We start from the raw sequence: 17627 nt of genomic DNA on the forward strand, positions 1-17627 counted from the left end.
CGTTACTGCAGCGCCTTGTCGGTGACGACGGTGGTGAAGGCGCCTTCGGGGGCGGCCTCGATCACCGGGTCCGACCCGCCGGCCATCAGGATGTCCACGGTGCGCTGGTAATCGGCCTGATCCAGCGTGCCGTCCGACCCTTCGGTCAGCTTGGCGATCTCGGTCATCATGCGGGTCTGGTGTTCCAGCGTCTGCGCGCCGGTCATGTCGTTCTCCAGCACGATCTCGGCGGCCTCTTCGGGGTTGGCGGCGGCGTATTCCCAGCCCTTCATGCTGGCGCGCACGAATTTTGCCAGCGCCTCGACCTTGTCCTCGTCCTGAAGGGTTTCCTCCAGCGCATAGAGGCCATCTTCCAGCGTGGCGACGCCCTGATCCTCATATTTGAAGGTGATCAGATCGTCGGGCGACAGGCCCGCATCGATGACCTGCCAGTATTCGTTATAGGTCATGGTGCTGATGCAGGCCGCCTGCTTCTGCAGCAGCGGATCGACGTTGAAGCCCTGCTTCAGCACGGTCACGCCATCCTCGCCGCCTTCGGTCGACAGGCCGAGCGTGCTCATCCAGCTGAGGAACGGATATTCGTTCCCCGAGAACCAAACGCCCAGGGTCTTGCCCGCGAAATCGGTTTCGGGGTTCTCGATCCCGGATTCCTTCAGGCAGGTCAGCATCATGCCGGACGCCTTGAAGGGCTGGGCGATATTGACCAGCGGAAGGCCCTTTTCGCGGGCTGCCAGCGCTGCGGGCATCCATTCGACGATGACATCGGCGCCGCCCCCGGCCAGCACTTGGGTCGGCGCGATGTCGGGACCACCCGCAAGGATCGTCAGGTCCAGATCCTCCTCGTCGTAGAAGCCCTTGGCCTCGGCGACGTAATATCCCGCGAACTGCGCCTGCGTGACCCATTTCAGCTGCAGGGTCAGCTCATCTGCGGCGGCTGCGCTGCCCATGATCGCGCAAGCGACGCTGCCCAGCATGATCCGTTTCATCATCCGTCTCTCCTGTCGAAAGGGCCTAGCCCCGGTTGATGCGTTGCGAAGGGTGCCAGAAAGTCGCGCGACGTTCGATCAGCGCGACGATGGCGTAGAAACAGGTGCCCGCAATGGCGGCGACCACGATCTCGGCCCAGACCAGGGGCAGGTCCAGCCGCCCCACCGCGGTCGAGATGCGGAACCCCATGCCCTTGGTCGGGCTGCCGAAGAACTCGGCCACGATGGCGCCGATCAGCGCCAGCGTCGTGGTGATCTTGAGGCCGTTGAACAGGAAGGGCAGCGCCGCCGGAAGGCGCATCTTCCACAGCGATGCGGCATAGGGCGTGGCCCAGCTGGCCATCAGGTCGCGCTGCATGGCATCCGTCGCCCGCAGGCCCGCGACCATGTTCACCAGGATCGGAAAGAAGACCATCACCACGACGACGGCCGCCTTGGAGTGCCAGTCGAAGCCGAACCACATCACCAGGATCGGGGCGATGCCCACAATGGGCAGGGCGGCCACGAAGTTGCCGATGGGCAGCAGGCCCTTCTGCAGGAACGGGCTGCGATCGATGGCGATGGCGGCAAGAATCGCGGCCGCCGCCCCGATCACCCAGCCGCCCAAGGCACCCCGCAGGATGGTCTGGACGAAATCCGTCAGCAGCAGGCTTCGGTTCTGCACGAGGCTTTCGATGATCTGGCTGGGCGCGGGCAGGATGATCGTGGGCACCTGGTAGATGCGGACGGTCATTTCCCACAAAAGCAGGACCGTCAGTCCGAAGATCGCGGCGACCGCGCCGCGCGTGAGGGGCCGGTCGAAGCGGGCCAGCCAGATGTTCAGCGCCCAGCCGCCCAGCCACAGGCCGATGATGGGAAGCGCGCTCATGCCTGCATCCCCATCTTGCGCAGGGTGATCCGCTCGACCCGGGCGACGACGGCGACCAGCGTGGCGGCCAGGGCGGCGGCGGTGAACAGCGCGGCCCAGATCTGCACCGTCTGCCCGTAGTAGCTGCCCGAAAGCAGCCGCGCACCCAGCCCGGCGGTCGCGCCTGCGGGCAGCTCGGCCACGATGGTGCCGACCAACGCTGCCGCGATGGCGACCTTAAGGCTGGCGAACAGGTAGGGCAGCGAGGCGGGCAGCCGCAGGAACCAGAAGACATGCGCACGGCTGGCGTTCCATGACCGCATCTGATCCAGCTGCATCGCATCCGGCGTGCGCAGGCCCTTCACCATCCCGACCAGCACGGGAAAGAAGCTGAGCCATGCCGCGATCAGCGCCTTGGGCAGAAGGCCCGTGATGCCCATCGACGACAGCACGACGATCACCATCGGCGCGATGGCAAGGATCGGGACCGTCTGACTGGCCACGGCCCATGGCATGACGGATTGATCCATGCTGCGGCTGTGCACGATCCCGATGGCCAGGGCCGATCCGGCAGCGGTCCCGATGGCAAAGCCCGCAAGCGTCGCCGACAGCGTGACCCAGGCATGCCAGACCAGGCTGCGGCGCGAGGTGATCTTCTGCCCGGCGATGCCGTCATAGAGCCCGACCGCCACCTGATGCGGTGCCGGCAGGACGGGGCGATCCTGCGACAGGGTGCGCAGGACAAGCTGTGACGGGGCGATCTGGGTCCCGGCGCGGGCGGCCTGATCGCGTTCCCAACGGGCGTTCATCCCGATGGCCGCCGCATACCAGATCGCAACGATCACCAGCAGAACGGTGACCACGGGCGCGGCCTTGGCCAGGGGCAGGCGGAAGCTGCGGATGGCGGGCATCGGAAGGGTGCCGTCAGTCATGGGCATGACCCTCGCGCAGCGCCTCGCGGACCTCGTGGGCCAATGCGATGAATTCGGGCGTATCGCGGATATCCAGAGGGCGTTCGGCGGGCAGGGGGCTGTCGATGATCCGGGTGATCCGTCCCGGGCGCGGGGACATGACGACGATCCGGGTAGACAGGTAGACGGCCTCGGGGATGGAATGCGTCACGAAGCCGATGGTCTTGCCCGTCTTGCGCCACAGCTGCAGCAGCGCCTCGTTCAGCCTGTCGCGGACGATCTCGTCCAATGCGCCGAAGGGTTCGTCCATGAGCAGGATGTCGGCATCGAAGGCCAGCGCCCGCGCGATCGAGGCGCGCTGCTGCATGCCGCCCGAAAGCTGCCAGGGATATTTGCCCCCGAAGCCCTCCAATTCGACCAGGTCCAGCACGCGGGCCACGCGTTCGGCCCGTCCCGATTTCGAAAAGCCCATGATTTCCAGCGGCAACGAGATGTTTCCCGCGATCGTCCGCCAGGGAAACAGCCCGGGGGCCTGGAACACGTAACCATAGGCACGCGCCTTGCGGGCGGCATCGGGATCGCGGCCCGCGACCGACATGCTGCCGCCGGTCGGGGTTTCCAGTGCCGCGATGCTGCGCAGAAGGGTGGTCTTGCCGCAACCCGACGGACCGATGAAGCTGACGAAATCGCCGCGCTCGATGGACAGGTTCACCGCGCTCAGCGCGTGGACGGGGCCATCGGCGGTCGGAAAGGTCAGGCTGACATTCTGGGCTTCGATGACGCTCATCGCGGTATTCCTCGGGTCATGGCCTCGGGCTGCGGCCCATCGGGCAACAGTGTTCCGTCCGGCGGGAGGGCCCGCCGGCAGGTCGGTTTCATGTCGGGCAGGTGGCCCCTCAGGTCACGATTTCGGCCGCATCCAGCACCGCGTGCAGCAGCACGTCGCATCCCGCCTTGGCCCATTCGGGGCTGATCTCCTCGGCCTCGTTGTGGGACAGGCCATCGACGCAGGGGCAGAAGATCATCGCGGTCGGGGCCACCTTGCTGATCCAGCAGGCATCGTGACCGGCCCCCGAGACGATATCCATATGCGACAGCCCCAGACGGTCCGCGGCGTCGCGGACCTTGCCGACCAGGGTGGGATCGAAGGTCACGGGCTCGTAATGGCCAGTCACTTCGATTTGCAGGCCCAGACCCAATTCCTTCGCGATCTCAGCGGCTTCTACCTCCAACTGGGACCGCATCGAGGCCAGCTTCGCGGCATCGGGCGTACGGAAATCGATGGTGAAGACGGCCTTGCCGGGGATCACGTTGCGGCTGTTGGGATAGAGGTTCGCCTGACCGACCGCACCCACGGCATCGGGCTGATGGGCCATCGCGATGCGATGCACCGCCTCGGTGATCCGGGCCATTCCCAGACCTGCATTCACGCGCATCGACATCGGCGTGGACCCGGTATGGGCGTCCTTGCCGGTCAGCGTGACCTCCAGCCACCACAGACCCTGGCCATGCGTGACCACGCCGATCTGCTTGTTCTCGGCCTCGAGGATCGGGCCCTGTTCGATATGATATTCGAACATGGCATGGATGCGCCGGTCGCCCGGCGCCTCGTCACCCCGCCAGCCGATGCGGTCCAGTTCGTCCCCGAAGGTCTTGCCCTCGGCATCCACGCGGCTGTTGGCGTATTCCTCGGAATGCATGCCGGTGAAGACGCCCGAGGCCAGCATGGAGGGCGCGAAGCGGGTGCCTTCCTCGTTCGTCCAGTTGACGACCACGATGGGGCGACGGGTGCGCAGGCCCATGTCGCGGATGGCGCGCACCACCTCGAGCCCCGCCAGCACGCCCAGCACGCCATCGTATTTCCCGCCGGTGGGCTGGGTATCCAGATGGCTGCCGATATAGATCGGATCCAGATCGGGCTGGGTCCCCTCATGGCGCATGAACATGTTGCCCATCCGGTCCAGCGTCATCGACATGCCCGCATCCCGGCACCAACCTGCGAACAGGGTCCGGCCCTCGGCGTCGGCATCGGTCAGCGTCTGGCGGTTGCAGCCGCCCGCGATGCCCGGTCCCACCTTCGCCATCTGTTCGAGGCTGCTCCAGAGCCGGTCGCCATCGACCGTCATGTTGGGTGCCGTCATCACGGCGCTGTCATCTTCCATTCCCGTTCCTTCCTGTCGTCCGCCACGTCTTTGCGCGTGGTCGGAAAATATGCGCGGGCGGGACCGTGACGGCCCCGCCCGGTGTCGTTCAGCCCTTCAGCACGTCGGCAAGCGTGCCGATCAGCTGGTCGATCTGTTCCTTGGATATGATCAGCGGCGGGGACATCGCGATGATGTCGCCGGTCACGCGGATAAGGATCCCGGCCTCGTAGGCGCGAAGGAATGCGTCGAAGGCGCGCTTGCCGGGCTGACCCTCGATCGGGGCCAGCTCCACGGCGCCGATCAGCCCCATGTTGCGGATGTCGATCACGTTCGGCAGATCGCGCAGCCCGTGCAACGCATCCTGCCAGTAGGTCTCCAGTTCGGCCGCGCGGGTCAGCAGGCCTTCCTCGGCATAGGTATCCAGTGTCGCGATGCCCGCCGCGCAGGCGATGGGGTTGCCGCTGTAGGTATAGCCGTGGAACAGCTCGATCACATGCTCGGGGCCCTGCATGAAGGCGTCGTGGATCTCTGGGGTGGTCAGTACCGCGCCCATCGGGATGACGCCGTTGGTCAGGCCCTTTGCGCAGGTGATCATGTCCGGGATCACGTCGAAATGCTGCGCCGCGAAGGGGCTGCCCAGACGACCGAAGCCGGTGATGACCTCGTCGAAGATCAGCAGGATGCCATGCTTGCGGGTGATATCGCGCAGCCGCTGAAGATAGCCCTTGGGCGGCATCAGGACCCCGGTCGAACCTGCCATCGGCTCGACGATCACGGCCGCGATGGTTTCGGCGCCGTGCAGCGCCACGATGCGTTCCAGCTCGTCGGCCAGATGGGCACCGTGATCGGGCTGTCCCTTGGTGAAGACGTTCTCGGGCAGATGGGTATGGGGCAGGTGATCGACGCCCGCCAGCAGCGTGCCGAAGTGGCGGCGGTTGTTCACGATGCCGCCGACCGAGATGCCGCCGAAGCCGACACCGTGATAGCCGCGTTCACGCCCGATCAGGCGGGTGCGCGCGGAATCCCCGCGTGCCCGGTGATAGGCCAGCGCGATCTTCAGCGCGGTATCGACGGCCTCGCTGCCGGAATTGCAGTAGAAGACATGCTCGATCCCGTCCGGGGCGACATCGACGATGCGGTTTGCCAGCTCGAATGCCAGGGGATGACCCATCTGGAAGGCCGGGGCGTAATCCATCTCGGCCACCTGGCGCTGGACGGCCTCGGTGATCTTCGGGCGGCAATGTCCGGCATTGCAGCACCACAATCCGGCGGTGCCGTCCAGGATCTGGCGCCCGTCGGCCGAGGTGTAATGCATGTCCTTCGCAGCCACCAGCATCCGCGGATCGGACTTGAACTGGCGGTTGGACGTGAAGGGCATCCAGAATGCATTCAGATCATTCGGAGCGGGCTTGCGGTCAAGCGGCATGGATTCAAACCTCGGAAATTATTGACCAATTGGTCAGGGTCACGCTAGCACGGGGCAGGGGTCAGTCAAGAACGGGCACCCGAGACGGAATGGCGGTTTTCAAACTGCCCGTTTCGCGATCATGCCAGAGCAGGAGCGGCAATGACAAACGGCAAAACGGCCCCGATGACGCGCATTCAGCAAAAGAATCGACAGCTGATCCTGGACGGCGCGCTCGGGGTTTTCGCCTCGAACGGGTTTCGCGGCGCGACGATCGACCAGATTGCCAAGGCCGCCGGGCTGTCGAAGCCGAACGTCCTCTACTATTTCCGGTCCAAGGACGAGATCCACAAGACGCTGCTGACGCGCCTGCTGGAAATGTGGCTGGCGCCGTTGTCGCGATTCGACCCGAAAGGCGACCCGCTGGAAGAGGTGCTGACCTATGTCCGCGCCAAGCTGCACATGTCGCGCGACTATCCGCGCGAAAGCCGCCTTTTCGCCAACGAGATCCTGCAGGGTGCGCCGCATCTGACCGAGGTTCTGGAGGAGGATCTGAAGACCATTGTCGACCGTGCCGTGGTCGTCATCGCGGGTTGGATGGATCAGGGGCGGCTGGCACGGGTGCAGCCGCAGCACCTGATCTTCTCGATCTGGTCGATGACCCAGCATTATGCCGATTTCGACGTGCAGGTGCGCGCGGTGCTGGGGCCGGGCCACGATCCGTTCGACGAGGCCGAGAAGTTCCTCGAACAGCTCTATCGCAAGATGCTGAGCGTCTAGTTGGGGATGCTTTCCAGAAGCATGCCGGCCTTCTCGATCAGGACCAGGTTTTCCTTGGCCGCGGCGATCAGATCCGGGCGTTCGCCCGCGGCCCAATCCTTGGCGGCGGCATTGGTCGCGGCGATCACGGCCGCGGCCAGGATCTCGATCAGGCGGGTGTCCGAACCGGGCGTCCGGCGATGCAGCAGGCCGCGCATCTGCGCGCGCCGCGCCAGCATGGCGCTGTTGCGAAGGGCGTTCAGCTTGGGGTCGCTGTCACTGAGGTGAAGGATCTGCGCGAATATCTCGCGTTCGTTCAGGAAGCGCTTCAGATGCGCCTCGATCAGGATCGACAGATCGTCGATCAGCTTCCCCTTGCCGATCACGAAGGCCTCCGAAGCCTCGGCGGGGTAATCGGGGGGCGGGCCCATCAGGGCCGCTTCCTTGTAGGCATAGTAGTTGAAGAAGCTGCGCGTGCTGATCCCGGCTTCCTTGGCGATCGCCTCGGTCGTGACGTTGCTCAGCCCATCGCGAACGGCCAGCTCGACGGCGGCGAACTGGATCTTCTTGGCAGTGCGGAAGCGACGCGTGGTCTGGGGGCTCATCTCTTACCCTTCACGAATATATGTGATCACAGGGTGACGTGAGCGGTAACCGAACGCAAGCTTCAAAATGCTCCGCGCCTTTTGGGCATCGGAGAACCGCGACCCCGAAGGATCGGCGGTGCTTGCATCGGTCGTGCCGAAATTCAGCTGCCCCAGGTGCGAACGGCGCCGCAATCCATGTGCACGAAATTCGAACCGCTGTAGCGACCCACGCCGCCTGCGCGGCATGCGACCGCGGCCTGATACATCTGCGCCACCGAACGCGACTTCAGCCGCAGATCCGCCGCCTTGCCCGTCATGTGCAACGAATTGCGCGCCACGCCGCTGGATTGCCGACGCAGCATCGCGTTGGTCCGGGGCGAGCGGTAGCCCGAAAGCATCATGTAGGGTTCGTTGGTCTGCATCAGCCGCGACGACGCGGCCGCGATGTCGATGGTACGCGGGTCGATCCCGATCGCTTCGCCCGTGCGCCAGTCGCGCATGAAGACGTTGATCTCGTTCAGCGCCTCGCGGATGTATTTGCCATCGACCCAGTAGACGGTGTCGATGCTTTCGCCGGTGCGGCCGGAATACATCCGGACGCGCCGCATGTCGCCGGCACCGCGTAGGAAACCGAAGGCATTGGCCATTACTGGTGCGGCAGCCACGCTGGTCGCCGCAAAGGCACCAAGAATGCCGCGACGGGAGATGAGGTCCATTGTCATGTCAGATCGCCTGTCCTGCTTCGTTCTTCAGCGCACGATGTTGTCGCGGCCCGCCGGGTTTAGCCCCGAGCTCTTAACAATATGTCAAATTCCAGTGCGCCGTGGAAACTGTTTCTGCGCTGAGTGCATGGTCAACTGGGGCTTGTAGGCGAGTTCTTGCCGAACGCCTTTAGCGTGACCGGAAGCCACAGGCTTGTGACATTCCCGCAACAGCCTGATCGGGCGCGGTTTTCGCATCGCCTCCTTTGCTGGTTGTCGAAACGTTCACATGAGAGAATATGACCTGAAATAGTGAGGCCACGACATGCGGTTCATCGGTAAATTCGTACTTTCCGCGGCCTTCGCGGCCGTGGCCATGGCGCCGATCCCTGCATCCGCTCAGGATGGCATGATGTCGGTGACTGCGGCCGTGGCGCCACGTCTGACCTTCTCGGCCGCGCAGATGGAGCTTGCGACCGCAGTCGCTGCGGACAGCGATCTGGCCGCGTTTTATGGGGCGAACGGGCTTCGCATGGTGTTCACCGGGCCGGACGGCGCGGTGCTGCGTGCTGCGCTTCGGCGTGCGGTGGCCTTGATGCCCGCGCATGGCATACCGGTCCAGCGATACGATTCGACCGCATTCGGCCCCCCGCGCAGCGCCGTCGAGGCCGAGTTGGCGCATGCCCGTCAGGCTGCGATGATGCTGCGCGACCTGTCGGGCGGGGTGCTGGATGCGTCCCGCGTCGACCCCGAGATCAAGCGCAGCCGCGCCGATGTCAGTGTGGCCGACGCGATGATCCGCTTTGCCGCCGCCCGCGATCCGCATGCGGCGATCATGTCGGCCGCGCCGCGTCACCCGGCCTATGCCCAGTTGCAGCAAGCCCTAGCCGGCCCCGAGGAGCTTGCGGTCCAGGCCGATCTGACCCCGATCCCCGAGGGCGTCTGGCGCATCGGCACCGAAAGTCCGGCCATCACCGCCCTGCGCGCGCGGCTTGCCTCGATCGGCTTCACCGCCGAAAGCCCCGATGCCGGGATCTTCGACGCCCCGCTTGCGCAGGCGGTCGCATCCTATCAGCAGGCGATGGGGCTGGCGGCCGACGGGATCGCCGGGCCGCGCACGGTGCGCGCCCTGAACGGCGAGGGGGCCGTGGCGCCCGCCCGGCGCCGCGCCATCCTGATCGCGATGGAGCGGCTGCGCTGGATGGGCGATGCGTCCTTCGATGGTCGTTACATCTGGGTGAACATCCCCGAATTCAGCACCACGGTGTTCGAGGACGGACAGGAGATCTTTCGCACCCGTAGCGTCGTGGGCAAGGATCGAGAGAATTGGCGCACGCCCGAATTCTCGGACATGATGGCGAATGTGGTGGTCAATCCCAGCTGGAACGTCCCGCGGTCCATCACCATCCGCGACTACCTTCCGCGCCTTCGGGCCAACCGCCACGCGCTGTCGCATCTGGATGTGGTCGATCGCGCCGGTCGGGTCGTGGCGCGCGACGGCATCGATTTCGCCGCCTATACCGATCGCAGCTTCCCCTATCGTCTGCGCCAGAAGCCCAGTGACGACAACGCGCTTGGAACGGTGAAATTCATCTTTCCGAACAAGTGGAACATCTATCTTCACGACACCCCCAGCAAGCACCTGTTCGGCAACAGCGTCCGCGCGGATTCGAACGGTTGCATCCGCCTGGGCGACCCGCAGGACTTCGCGCGGCTGCTGCTGGCCCCGCAGGTTCGCGATGCCGATGCGACCTTCCAGGCGGCGCGCGACAGCGGTCAGGAACGCTGGCTGCGCCTGACGCCCGCCGTGCCGGTCCACCTGGTCTATTTCACCGCATGGCCCGACGGGCAGGGCGGGCTGCGCAGCTATCGCGACATTTATGGCCGCGATGCGCGGATCTGGCAGGCGATGGCCGAGGCGGGTTTCGACGACGGCACTCCGTGATCGCGACCCTGCCGCTTTCGCTGGAACGAGGCAGCCAAACGCGGTAATCCCCTGCCATAAGGAAAGGGGGCTTCATGGCTGTCACGATCGAGGAACTTGCCCGCGCATTGGATGCCCGCATGTGGGGCGACGGGACCATCCGCGTCACCGGCGCAGGAGAGCCCGCATCCACCGGCCCGGTCGGCGCGGAAGGCGGTCAGATCGCGCTGGCCATGGCCCCGAAATATGCAGACAGCCTGTCGCCGGGCAGCATCGCGCTGCTGGCCGAAGGCATGGACCCCGAAGCCCTGGGGCTGAAGGCCGCGATCTTTGCGCCCCGGCCCCGACTGGTGATGGCCGGACTGACGCGCGCGTTCGATCCCGGCCCGGATATCGCGGAAGGCATCCATCCGACCGCCGTGATCGATCCCTCCGCGACCATAGCCGAGGGCGCCTCGATCGCGCCCTTCGTCGTGATCGGCGCGGATGTGACCATCGGCGCGCGGGCCCGGATCGGGGCACATGTCAGCATCGGGCGCGGCGCAAAGCTGGGCGACGACCTGCTGCTGCATCCGGGCGTGCGCATCGGGCATGGCATCGTGGCGGGCGATCGCCTGATCGTACAGTCGAACGCGGTGATCGGGGGCGACGGCTTCTCGTTCGTGACGCCCGAGGAATCGGGCATCGAGGAGATCCGCCGCACGCTTGGTGCCCGGGCCGCCATCAGCCAGCAGCACTGGACGCGCATCCACTCGCTCGGGACGGTCGAGATCGGCAACGATGTCGAGATCGGCGCGAACGCCACCATTGACCGCGGCACCATCCGCGCGACCCGCATCGGCAGCGGCACCAAGATCGACAACTTGGTCATGCTGGGCCACAATGTCGTCGTGGGCGAGGATTGCCTTCTGTGCAGCCAGGTCGGCATCGCGGGATCGTCCAGGGTGGGCGACCGCGTGGTTCTGGCAGGCAAGGTCGGCGTCAACGACAATATTGAGATCGGCGACGACGTGATCGCGGGCGGGGCCAGCAAGATCTTCACCCGCGTCCCGTCGGGCCGCGTCGTTCTGGGCAACCCCGCGGTGAAGATGGAAACCCAGCTGGAAATCCAGAAAGCAGTCAGAAGATTGCCGCGTTTGTCGCAGCAACTGTCCAAGCTTCAGGAAATCGTTACACGCCTGTCGGAAAAGGACTGATAGGAGGCCACATGACTGACGACATCAAATCCCGCATCCGCAACATCATCGCCGAACAGGCGATGCTGGAACCCGAACAGGTCACGGATGACGCCACCCCCGAGGAACTGGGCATCGACAGCCTGGGCCTCGTGGAATCCATCTTCGCGATCGAGGAGGAGTTCGACATCTCGGTCCCCTTCAACGCGAACGAACCCGAGAAATCCGAATTCGACATCTCGAACATGGGCACGATCATCGCGGCGGTCGAGCGGCTGGTGGCGCAGAAGGCGGCATGAGCGGCAAGAAAACCGAAAAAGCGCCGCGCCCCAGCAAGGAAGCGCGGATCGACGCGGGCGTGTCCGCCCCTTCGGTCGCGACCAGCGCGGGCGAACTGCGCCGCGACGGGTTGCGTCGCGTGGTGATCACCGGGGCGGGCACGATCAACGCGCTCGGCCATGACGTGAAGACCACGCTCGAGGCATATCGAGAGGGGCGCTGCGGGATCACGCAGCTGGATTTCCGCGACGTGGAACGGCTGTCGATCCAGATCGGCGCGCAGGTTCACAACTGGTCGCCCGAGACCTACTTCAACCGCCAGCAGATCCTGCTCTACGACAAGTTCACCCAGTTCACGCTGCTTGCCGCCAAGCAGGCGGTCGAGGAATCCGGGCTGCATTTCGAAGGTGCCCTGGGACTGCGGTCCGGCGTGATCCTCGGGACTGCGGGCGGCGGTCTGAACACCTGGGATGAGAATTATCGCGCCGTCTACGAAGAGGGGAAGAATCGCGTTCACCCCTTCGTCGTGCCGAAGCTGATGAACAACGCGGCCGCCAGCCATGTCAGCATGGAATTCGGCCTGCGCGGCCCGGCCTTCACCGTGGCCACGGCCTGCGCCAGTTCGAACCACGCGATGGGGCTGGCCTTCCAGATGGTGCGGTCGGGCGCGGCCGAAGTGATGCTCTGCGGTGGGTCCGAAGCGATGCTGTGTTTCGGCGGAGTGAAGGCCTGGGAAGGCCTGCGCGTCATGTCCAAGGACGCCTGCCGCCCCTTCAGCGCCAATCGCAATGGCATGGTCCAGGGCGAAGGCGCGGGCGTCTTCGTCTTCGAAAGCTATGAGCACGCGAAGGCGCGCGGAGCCGAGATCCTGGCCGAGGTCGTGGGCTTTGCCATGTCGTCGGACGCGCAGGACATCGTCATGCCCTCGGCCCAAGGGGCGGAACGTGCGATCAGCGGCGCGATCGTCGATGCGGGGCTGAACCCTGAGCAGGTCGGCTATATCAACGCGCACGGGACCGGCACGGCGGCCAACGACAAGACCGAATGCGCGGCGGTGGCGCGGGCCTTCGGGCATCACGCGGATCGGCTGATGATCAGTTCGACCAAGTCGATGCACGGCCACCTGATCGGCGGCACCGGCGCGGTCGAGCTGCTGGCCTGCATCATGGCGCTGCGCGACGGGGTGATCGCGCCCACGATCAACTATGAGGAAAGCGATCCCGAATGCGCGCTGGATGTCGTTCCGAACGAGGCGCGCGAGGCCAAGGTCGATGCCGTGCTGTCGAATGCCTTCGCCTTCGGGGGCCTGAACGCGGTCATTGCGCTGCGCCGCGTCTGAGGCGGCTTCCGACGAACGAAGAAGGCCGCGCCCGGTTGGCGCGGCCTTTTCCATGTCGATCAACCGGGCTGGATCACTCGGCGGGGGCTTCCTCGGCCTCGAGCTCGGCTTCGCCGGCTTCCGGGGCTGCAGGTGCGGGTTCCTTGGCATAGGCCGCCAATTCATCGAATGCCGCCGTGAAGCCCGACAACGAGACCGGCAGGCGCACGGGCTTTTCCGGGTCGCCGCCGAAGGGCAGAAGCTGCAGCGTCGCCTCGCGGCCACCTTTCAGCGCGGCCAGCTCACCATTGGTGAAGCCCAGGCGCGACACGCAGCCCACCGGCGCGCAGAACGCGAAGGGATAGCCGCGAACCTCGCCGCCATCAATCTGCATGCCGACACCTTCGATCAGATCGGTTTCCAGCGGGGCCACCAGCGTGGCACCGGCCGCCACATCGCCATTGGTCAGCGGCACGAGCGAGAATTCGGCAACGGCGTTGTCGTTCTGATCGCTCAGCAGCTTGTACATCTCGCAGGGGTCCTTGCCCTGGTCGGCACGAATGCAGCGGATCATCCAGTCGCCATGCTCGGACTTGGCATAGTAGCTGCCGGGGCCTTCGGACTGTTCGGCGGCAGCGCTTTGGGCGGCGGCCTCGTCGGCGTCGGGCTCTGCGGGATCCGCAGCCGCCTCGGTGCCTTCGGCGGTCCCGGTTGCCTCGTCGGCAGCGGGCTGATCCTCGGCTGCCGGTGCTTCGGTCTGGGCCCCGGCTTCGGGTTGGGCCCCGGCTTCTGGCTGTTCCTCGGCGGGGGCCGCGTCCTGCGCCAGGGCGCTGTGCGTGAAGGCCGGAACAGCGATCAGGGCCAGCGCCGCGGCAAGTGCCTGAGAGGTGGTCTTGAGCATGTGTTATCTTCCCTTTGCTCGATCCATTGACGCGCCCTAGCATGACCAAGGCAGCTTGTCAGTTGTTTACGCAGAGAGGCTGGCATCACCTTGGCTTGAACACAAGCGACTGACAGGGCGTGAAAAACGCGAAAGGCCGCAGCTTTTGCCGCGGCCCCTTGCTTTCGCAATTTTCCCTGCCGGACTGGCCGGTCATCATTGGGGGCAGGCTAGTCTCGAACCCGTGATCAGTCAACCGTGCAGACATATCGCGCCGATCACAAAAAAGCCGCGCCCCGAAAGGCGCGGCCAGTCAACAGAGAGGAACATCCGCCGAAAAGCGCCGCCAGTCGGTGCGATACGGACAATCCAACCTTGCCAAAGGAAGGTTAAGATTGTCTTTTCGATGCGCATGTTGCTGCGACGACAGGAGGGGTCATGGCCGGAGTTCTGGATCTGGAGAACGGGACCGCCTTCGTCGGCGGCGCAGGGCAGGAATACGCGACCCCCGAAACCCTGCTTCTGAACTATGCCAATCGGCACGGCCTGATCGCGGGCGCCACGGGTACGGGCAAGACGGTGACCCTGCAGACCCTGGCCGAGAGCCTGTCGCTGGCGGGCGTGCCGGTCTTTCTGTCGGATGTGAAGGGCGATCTGTCGGGTCTGGCGCGCAGCGGATCCGAAGCGGCCAAGCTGCACGATGCCTTCCTGTCGCGCGCCGACAGGATCGGGTTGACGCTGGATTACCAGGATTTCCCGGTGACCTTCTGGGACGTCTGGGGCCAGCAGGGCCACCCCGTTCGCACCACCCCGGCCGAGATGGGGCCGCTGCTGCTGTCGCGCCTGATGGGCCTGACGCCTGCGCAGGAGGGGGTGATGAACATCGCCTTCCGCGTGGCCGACGAAGAGGCTTTGCCGCTGCTGGACCTCAAGGATCTTCAGTCGATGCTGATCTGGGTCGGGCAGAACGCCTCGGACCTGTCGCTGCGCTATGGCAATGTCAGCACGGCCAGCGTCGGCGCGATCCAGCGGGCGTTGCTGGTGCTCGAGAACGAGGGCGGCGACAGCCTGTTCGGGGAACCCGCGCTGGAACTGTCGGACCTGCTGCGCGTCGCACCTGACGGGAAGGGTGTGGTCAACATTCTTGCCGCCGACAGGCTGATGAACGCGCCGCGGCTCTATGCGACGTTCCTGCTGTGGCTGCTGTCCGAGCTGTTCGAGCAGCTGCCCGAGGTGGGCGACCCGGACGTGCCGAAGGCCGCCTTCTTCTTCGACGAGGCGCATCTGCTGTTCGACGATGCACCCAAGGCCCTGATCGAAAAGGTCGAGCGGGTCGCGCGGTTGATCCGCTCCAAGGGGGTCAGCGTCTGGTTCGTCAGCCAGAACCCTGCGGATATTCCCGACGACGTGCTGGGGCAGCTGGGCAACCGGGTCCAGCATGCGCTTCGGGCCTTTACCGCCAAGGATCAGAAGGCGCTGCGCGACGCGGCGCAGAATTACCGACCAAATCCCGAATTCGACATCGCCGATGCGATCCAGGCGGTGGGCACGGGCGAGGCGGTGACTTCCTTTCTTATGCGCAAGGGGCAGCCTGGTATCGCGCAGAGGACGCTGATACGTCCGCCCTTCAGCCAATTGGGTCCGATCACCGCCGATGAACGCGCCCGGATCCTGGCGGCATCGCCGATGGGCGCGAAATACGACAAGCCGCTGGACCGTGAATCCGCACACGAGATCCTGGCCAGGCGCACCGTGGAAGCCGCTGCGAAGGCGGCCGAGGAGGAACGTTCCGACGACGATCTGTTCGACATGCCGAACGGCGGGTCGGAATACAGCCGCGGGCGGCGATATGAGCCGCGGGAACGACCCGCGCGCAGCACCAGGTCCAGCAGGTCGGACAGCATCGCCGAAACCTTCGGCAAGAGCCTTGCACGGCAGCTGGGAACGCGGACCGGCAAGGCGCTTGTGCGGGGGGTGCTGGGTTCGCTGCTGGGCAAGCGGACCTAGATTGCGGCGCTGGCGGGGGGCGCGGCCGCGATGGCGGCGCGCATCTCGGCAAGGATCGCGATGACCAGCAGCACATGCCGCTTGATGTCGTATTCGGCCAGCTTCTCAAGACGCATGTCGTTCTGGATCTGCTCTTCCGCGCGCAACCGGGACAGCGCCATGCCGGGCGCCGGGCAACGGTCCGAATGCAGCAGGCGCGGCAGATCGCGGTCGCGCCGCCAGCCGCGCTGACCCTCGCGGGCGGCGCGGATCAGGGTGCCGGGACGGCGCAGTTCACCGGTGCGGGGGCGGGCACGGAACTGAATGACATTCGTCGCATTATTCATGGTTGCTGTCCTTTCTGGGTGCATGGACAGACCTTCACACAACTTTTTGATGTGTTGCCGGATCGCCCGAAGCAGCGCGCGCTCGGGCAGGGTTTCTTTAGGGATTGTTAGGGATTGTTGCGTCTATCTGCTTCAACACCCTGTTAACCAACAGGGAGGGAATGCAACCCAGGGTAGTCTCCTGTTGGGCTGCCCAAGGACAACAAGGGACCTGACATGACTATTTTGACCGGTGATTTCGCAATTGATCCAAGCGTTGCGGAGCACCGTTCGGTGCAACAACCCTTGAGCACTGCACGCGACGACCTGACCGACGACGCGAAGATGTATCTGCGCCATGTCGAAGACGGCATCACCATCCGCGCCCTTGCCCGCGAGGCAGGGTGCCACGCATCCACCATCCTGCGTCGCATCCGCCGCTTCGAGGCCCGCCGCGAAGACCCGCTGGTGGATGCGGCCCTGACCGATGCGCCCCAGCGCCCCGGTGACGACCGCGAGATGCTGCGCGTCCTTCGCCGGTTGGCCGAGCCGGGCGCGGTCATGGCATCCTCTCCCTCGATGGAGAAGGCGATCGTCAGCCGCGACGACATGCGCACCGCCGTCTTGGACCGGGCGCTGGCCGAACAGATGGCGCTGAGCGGCTGGGTCGTCCAGAAGGGGCAGGGCGGAGCGATCCTGCGCTATATCATTTCACCTGCCGGTCGGGACGCGTTGCGCAAGATGATGCGGGCCGCGCGGCAGAAAGGGGCCGTTCCGGGGCATACCTCGTTCGCCGATGCACGCCCGGTCGAGACCGAGGGCATGGCCGAGGCCCAGGCCGGCTTCGATCACGCCGACAACCACCGCGTCTGGGACGAACGCGTCATCGAGGACCCAGAAGACGGCCAGCGCCGACGGACCCGCGTCAATATCGCCGAGAGCCCGCTTCTGGTCATGGCGCGTCGCCGCGACCACATGGGCCAGCCCTTCCTGACCACCGCGCAGGTCGCCGCGGGCGAACGTCTGCGCGAGGATTTCGAGCTGGCACAGATGGGGCCGCGGGTGACCCAGAACTGGGACGGCTTCATGACCGCGGGCATCGACGTGTCGCATTCGGGCAGCGGGTATCGCGGCGGATCGGAATCGGCCCGCGACCGCGTCGCCATGGCGCTGCGTGAACTGGGCCCGGGGCTGGGCGACGTCGTGCTGCGGGTCTGCTGCTTCCTCGACGGGATCGAGCAGACCGAACGGCGCCTGGGCTGGTCGGCCCGCTCGGGCAAGATCGTGCTGCGGCTGGCCCTGATGCGCTTGGAACGCCATTACGCGGAAACCTATGGCAAGGGCGCGCGCCTGATCGGCTGACCCGGATCGACATGCTGCAAAAAGGGGGGCCGTCGAT

General features: G+C 65.5%; 17 protein-coding genes. 7 read left to right on the top strand and 10 right to left on the bottom strand.

The genetic code is table 11. The features are described from left to right. Nucleotides 1–2: 2 nt before the first annotated feature. From KO490_RS14030 to KO490_RS14055, 6 genes are all read right to left on the bottom strand, one after another. Nucleotides 3–989 carry an ABC transporter substrate-binding protein gene (locus tag KO490_RS14030; protein WP_371822357.1) on the bottom strand — a complete coding sequence of 329 codons (987 nt, stop codon included), beginning with the start codon at nt 987–989 and terminating at the stop codon, nt 3–5. Between the two features lie 22 nt (nt 990–1011). Beyond that, nucleotides 1012–1854 (bottom strand): ABC transporter permease, encoded by an 843-nt coding sequence (locus KO490_RS14035; RefSeq protein WP_216020019.1) that lies wholly within the window; start codon nt 1852–1854, stop codon nt 1012–1014. Next, complete coding sequence (locus tag KO490_RS14040; protein ID WP_252727210.1) at nt 1851–2744, bottom strand: ABC transporter permease; 894 nt, start codon at nt 2742–2744, stop codon at nt 1851–1853. The genes KO490_RS14035 and KO490_RS14040 overlap by 4 nt, the downstream gene beginning before the upstream one ends. A gap of 13 nt (nt 2745–2757) precedes the next feature. Continuing rightward, entirely contained in the window at nt 2758–3531 is a 774-nt protein-coding gene (locus KO490_RS14045) for an ABC transporter ATP-binding protein (protein WP_216020021.1), read from the bottom strand. Nucleotides 3532–3640: 109 nt separating this feature from the next. Further along, nucleotides 3641–4885, bottom strand: coding sequence for a Zn-dependent hydrolase (locus KO490_RS14050; protein ID WP_216020172.1), 1245 nt, complete (start codon nt 4883–4885; stop codon nt 3641–3643). A gap of 109 nt (nt 4886–4994) precedes the next feature. Beyond that, entirely contained in the window at nt 4995–6314 is a 1320-nt protein-coding gene (locus tag KO490_RS14055; protein WP_216020022.1) for an aspartate aminotransferase family protein, read from the bottom strand. 141 nt (nt 6315–6455) lie between these two features. Here KO490_RS14055 and KO490_RS14060 point away from each other — a divergent pair, with 141 nt between their 5' ends. Then, the gene (locus KO490_RS14060) at nt 6456–7073 is read left to right on the top strand and encodes a TetR family transcriptional regulator C-terminal domain-containing protein (RefSeq protein WP_216020023.1); all 618 of its coding nucleotides are present in this window, start codon (nt 6456–6458) and stop codon (nt 7071–7073) included. Here KO490_RS14060 and KO490_RS14065 read toward each other — a convergent pair. After that, nucleotides 7070–7657 carry a TetR/AcrR family transcriptional regulator gene (locus KO490_RS14065; RefSeq protein ID WP_216020024.1) on the bottom strand — a complete coding sequence of 196 codons (588 nt, stop codon included), beginning with the start codon at nt 7655–7657 and terminating at the stop codon, nt 7070–7072. The two genes, KO490_RS14060 and KO490_RS14065, sit on opposite strands and share 4 nt — an antisense overlap. Before the next feature lie 143 nt (nt 7658–7800). Then, a complete protein-coding gene (locus tag KO490_RS14070) occupies nt 7801–8361 on the bottom strand; it encodes a DUF882 domain-containing protein (protein WP_216020025.1) in 561 nt (186 codons plus the stop codon). Nucleotides 8362–8665: 304 nt separating this feature from the next. Between KO490_RS14070 and KO490_RS14075 the strand changes: the two genes are divergently transcribed. From KO490_RS14075 to KO490_RS14090, 4 genes are all read left to right on the top strand, one after another. Beyond that, nucleotides 8666–10285: a murein L,D-transpeptidase gene (locus tag KO490_RS14075; protein ID WP_216020026.1), complete on the top strand. Its 1620-nt coding sequence runs from the start codon at nt 8666–8668 to the stop codon at nt 10283–10285. A 74-nt stretch (nt 10286–10359) separates the two neighbouring features. Further along, nucleotides 10360–11460 carry a UDP-3-O-(3-hydroxymyristoyl)glucosamine N-acyltransferase gene (lpxD, locus tag KO490_RS14080; RefSeq protein WP_216020027.1) on the top strand — a complete coding sequence of 367 codons (1101 nt, stop codon included), beginning with the start codon at nt 10360–10362 and terminating at the stop codon, nt 11458–11460. Nucleotides 11461–11471: 11 nt separating this feature from the next. Continuing rightward, complete coding sequence (locus KO490_RS14085) at nt 11472–11738, top strand: acyl carrier protein (protein WP_216020028.1); 267 nt, start codon at nt 11472–11474, stop codon at nt 11736–11738. A gap of 110 nt (nt 11739–11848) precedes the next feature. Then, a complete protein-coding gene (locus tag KO490_RS14090) occupies nt 11849–13057 on the top strand; it encodes a beta-ketoacyl synthase (RefSeq protein WP_216020173.1) in 1209 nt (402 codons plus the stop codon). A 73-nt stretch (nt 13058–13130) separates the two neighbouring features. On the opposite strand, the gene KO490_RS14095 is transcribed toward KO490_RS14090, so the two are convergent. Beyond that, entirely contained in the window at nt 13131–13937 is an 807-nt protein-coding gene (locus KO490_RS14095; protein WP_216020029.1) for an invasion associated locus B family protein, read from the bottom strand. A 417-nt stretch (nt 13938–14354) separates the two neighbouring features. On the opposite strand from KO490_RS14095, the gene KO490_RS14100 reads away from it, so the two are divergent. Continuing rightward, nucleotides 14355–15923 (top strand): helicase HerA-like domain-containing protein, encoded by a 1569-nt coding sequence (locus tag KO490_RS14100; protein ID WP_216020030.1) that lies wholly within the window; start codon nt 14355–14357, stop codon nt 15921–15923. On the opposite strand, the gene KO490_RS14105 is transcribed toward KO490_RS14100, so the two are convergent. Further along, the gene (locus tag KO490_RS14105) at nt 15920–16249 is read right to left on the bottom strand and encodes a DUF6477 family protein (RefSeq protein WP_216020031.1); all 330 of its coding nucleotides are present in this window, start codon (nt 16247–16249) and stop codon (nt 15920–15922) included. The two genes, KO490_RS14100 and KO490_RS14105, sit on opposite strands and share 4 nt — an antisense overlap. A 285-nt stretch (nt 16250–16534) precedes the next feature. Between KO490_RS14105 and KO490_RS14110 the strand changes: the two genes are divergently transcribed. Further along, entirely contained in the window at nt 16535–17590 is a 1056-nt protein-coding gene (locus KO490_RS14110; protein ID WP_371822358.1) for a DUF6456 domain-containing protein, read from the top strand. The last annotated feature ends 37 nt before the right edge of the window (nt 17591–17627 follow it).

It is taken from the genome of Paracoccus sp. C2R09, from assembly GCF_018860625.1.
Classification (GTDB): Bacteria; Pseudomonadota; Alphaproteobacteria; order Rhodobacterales; family Rhodobacteraceae; genus Paracoccus.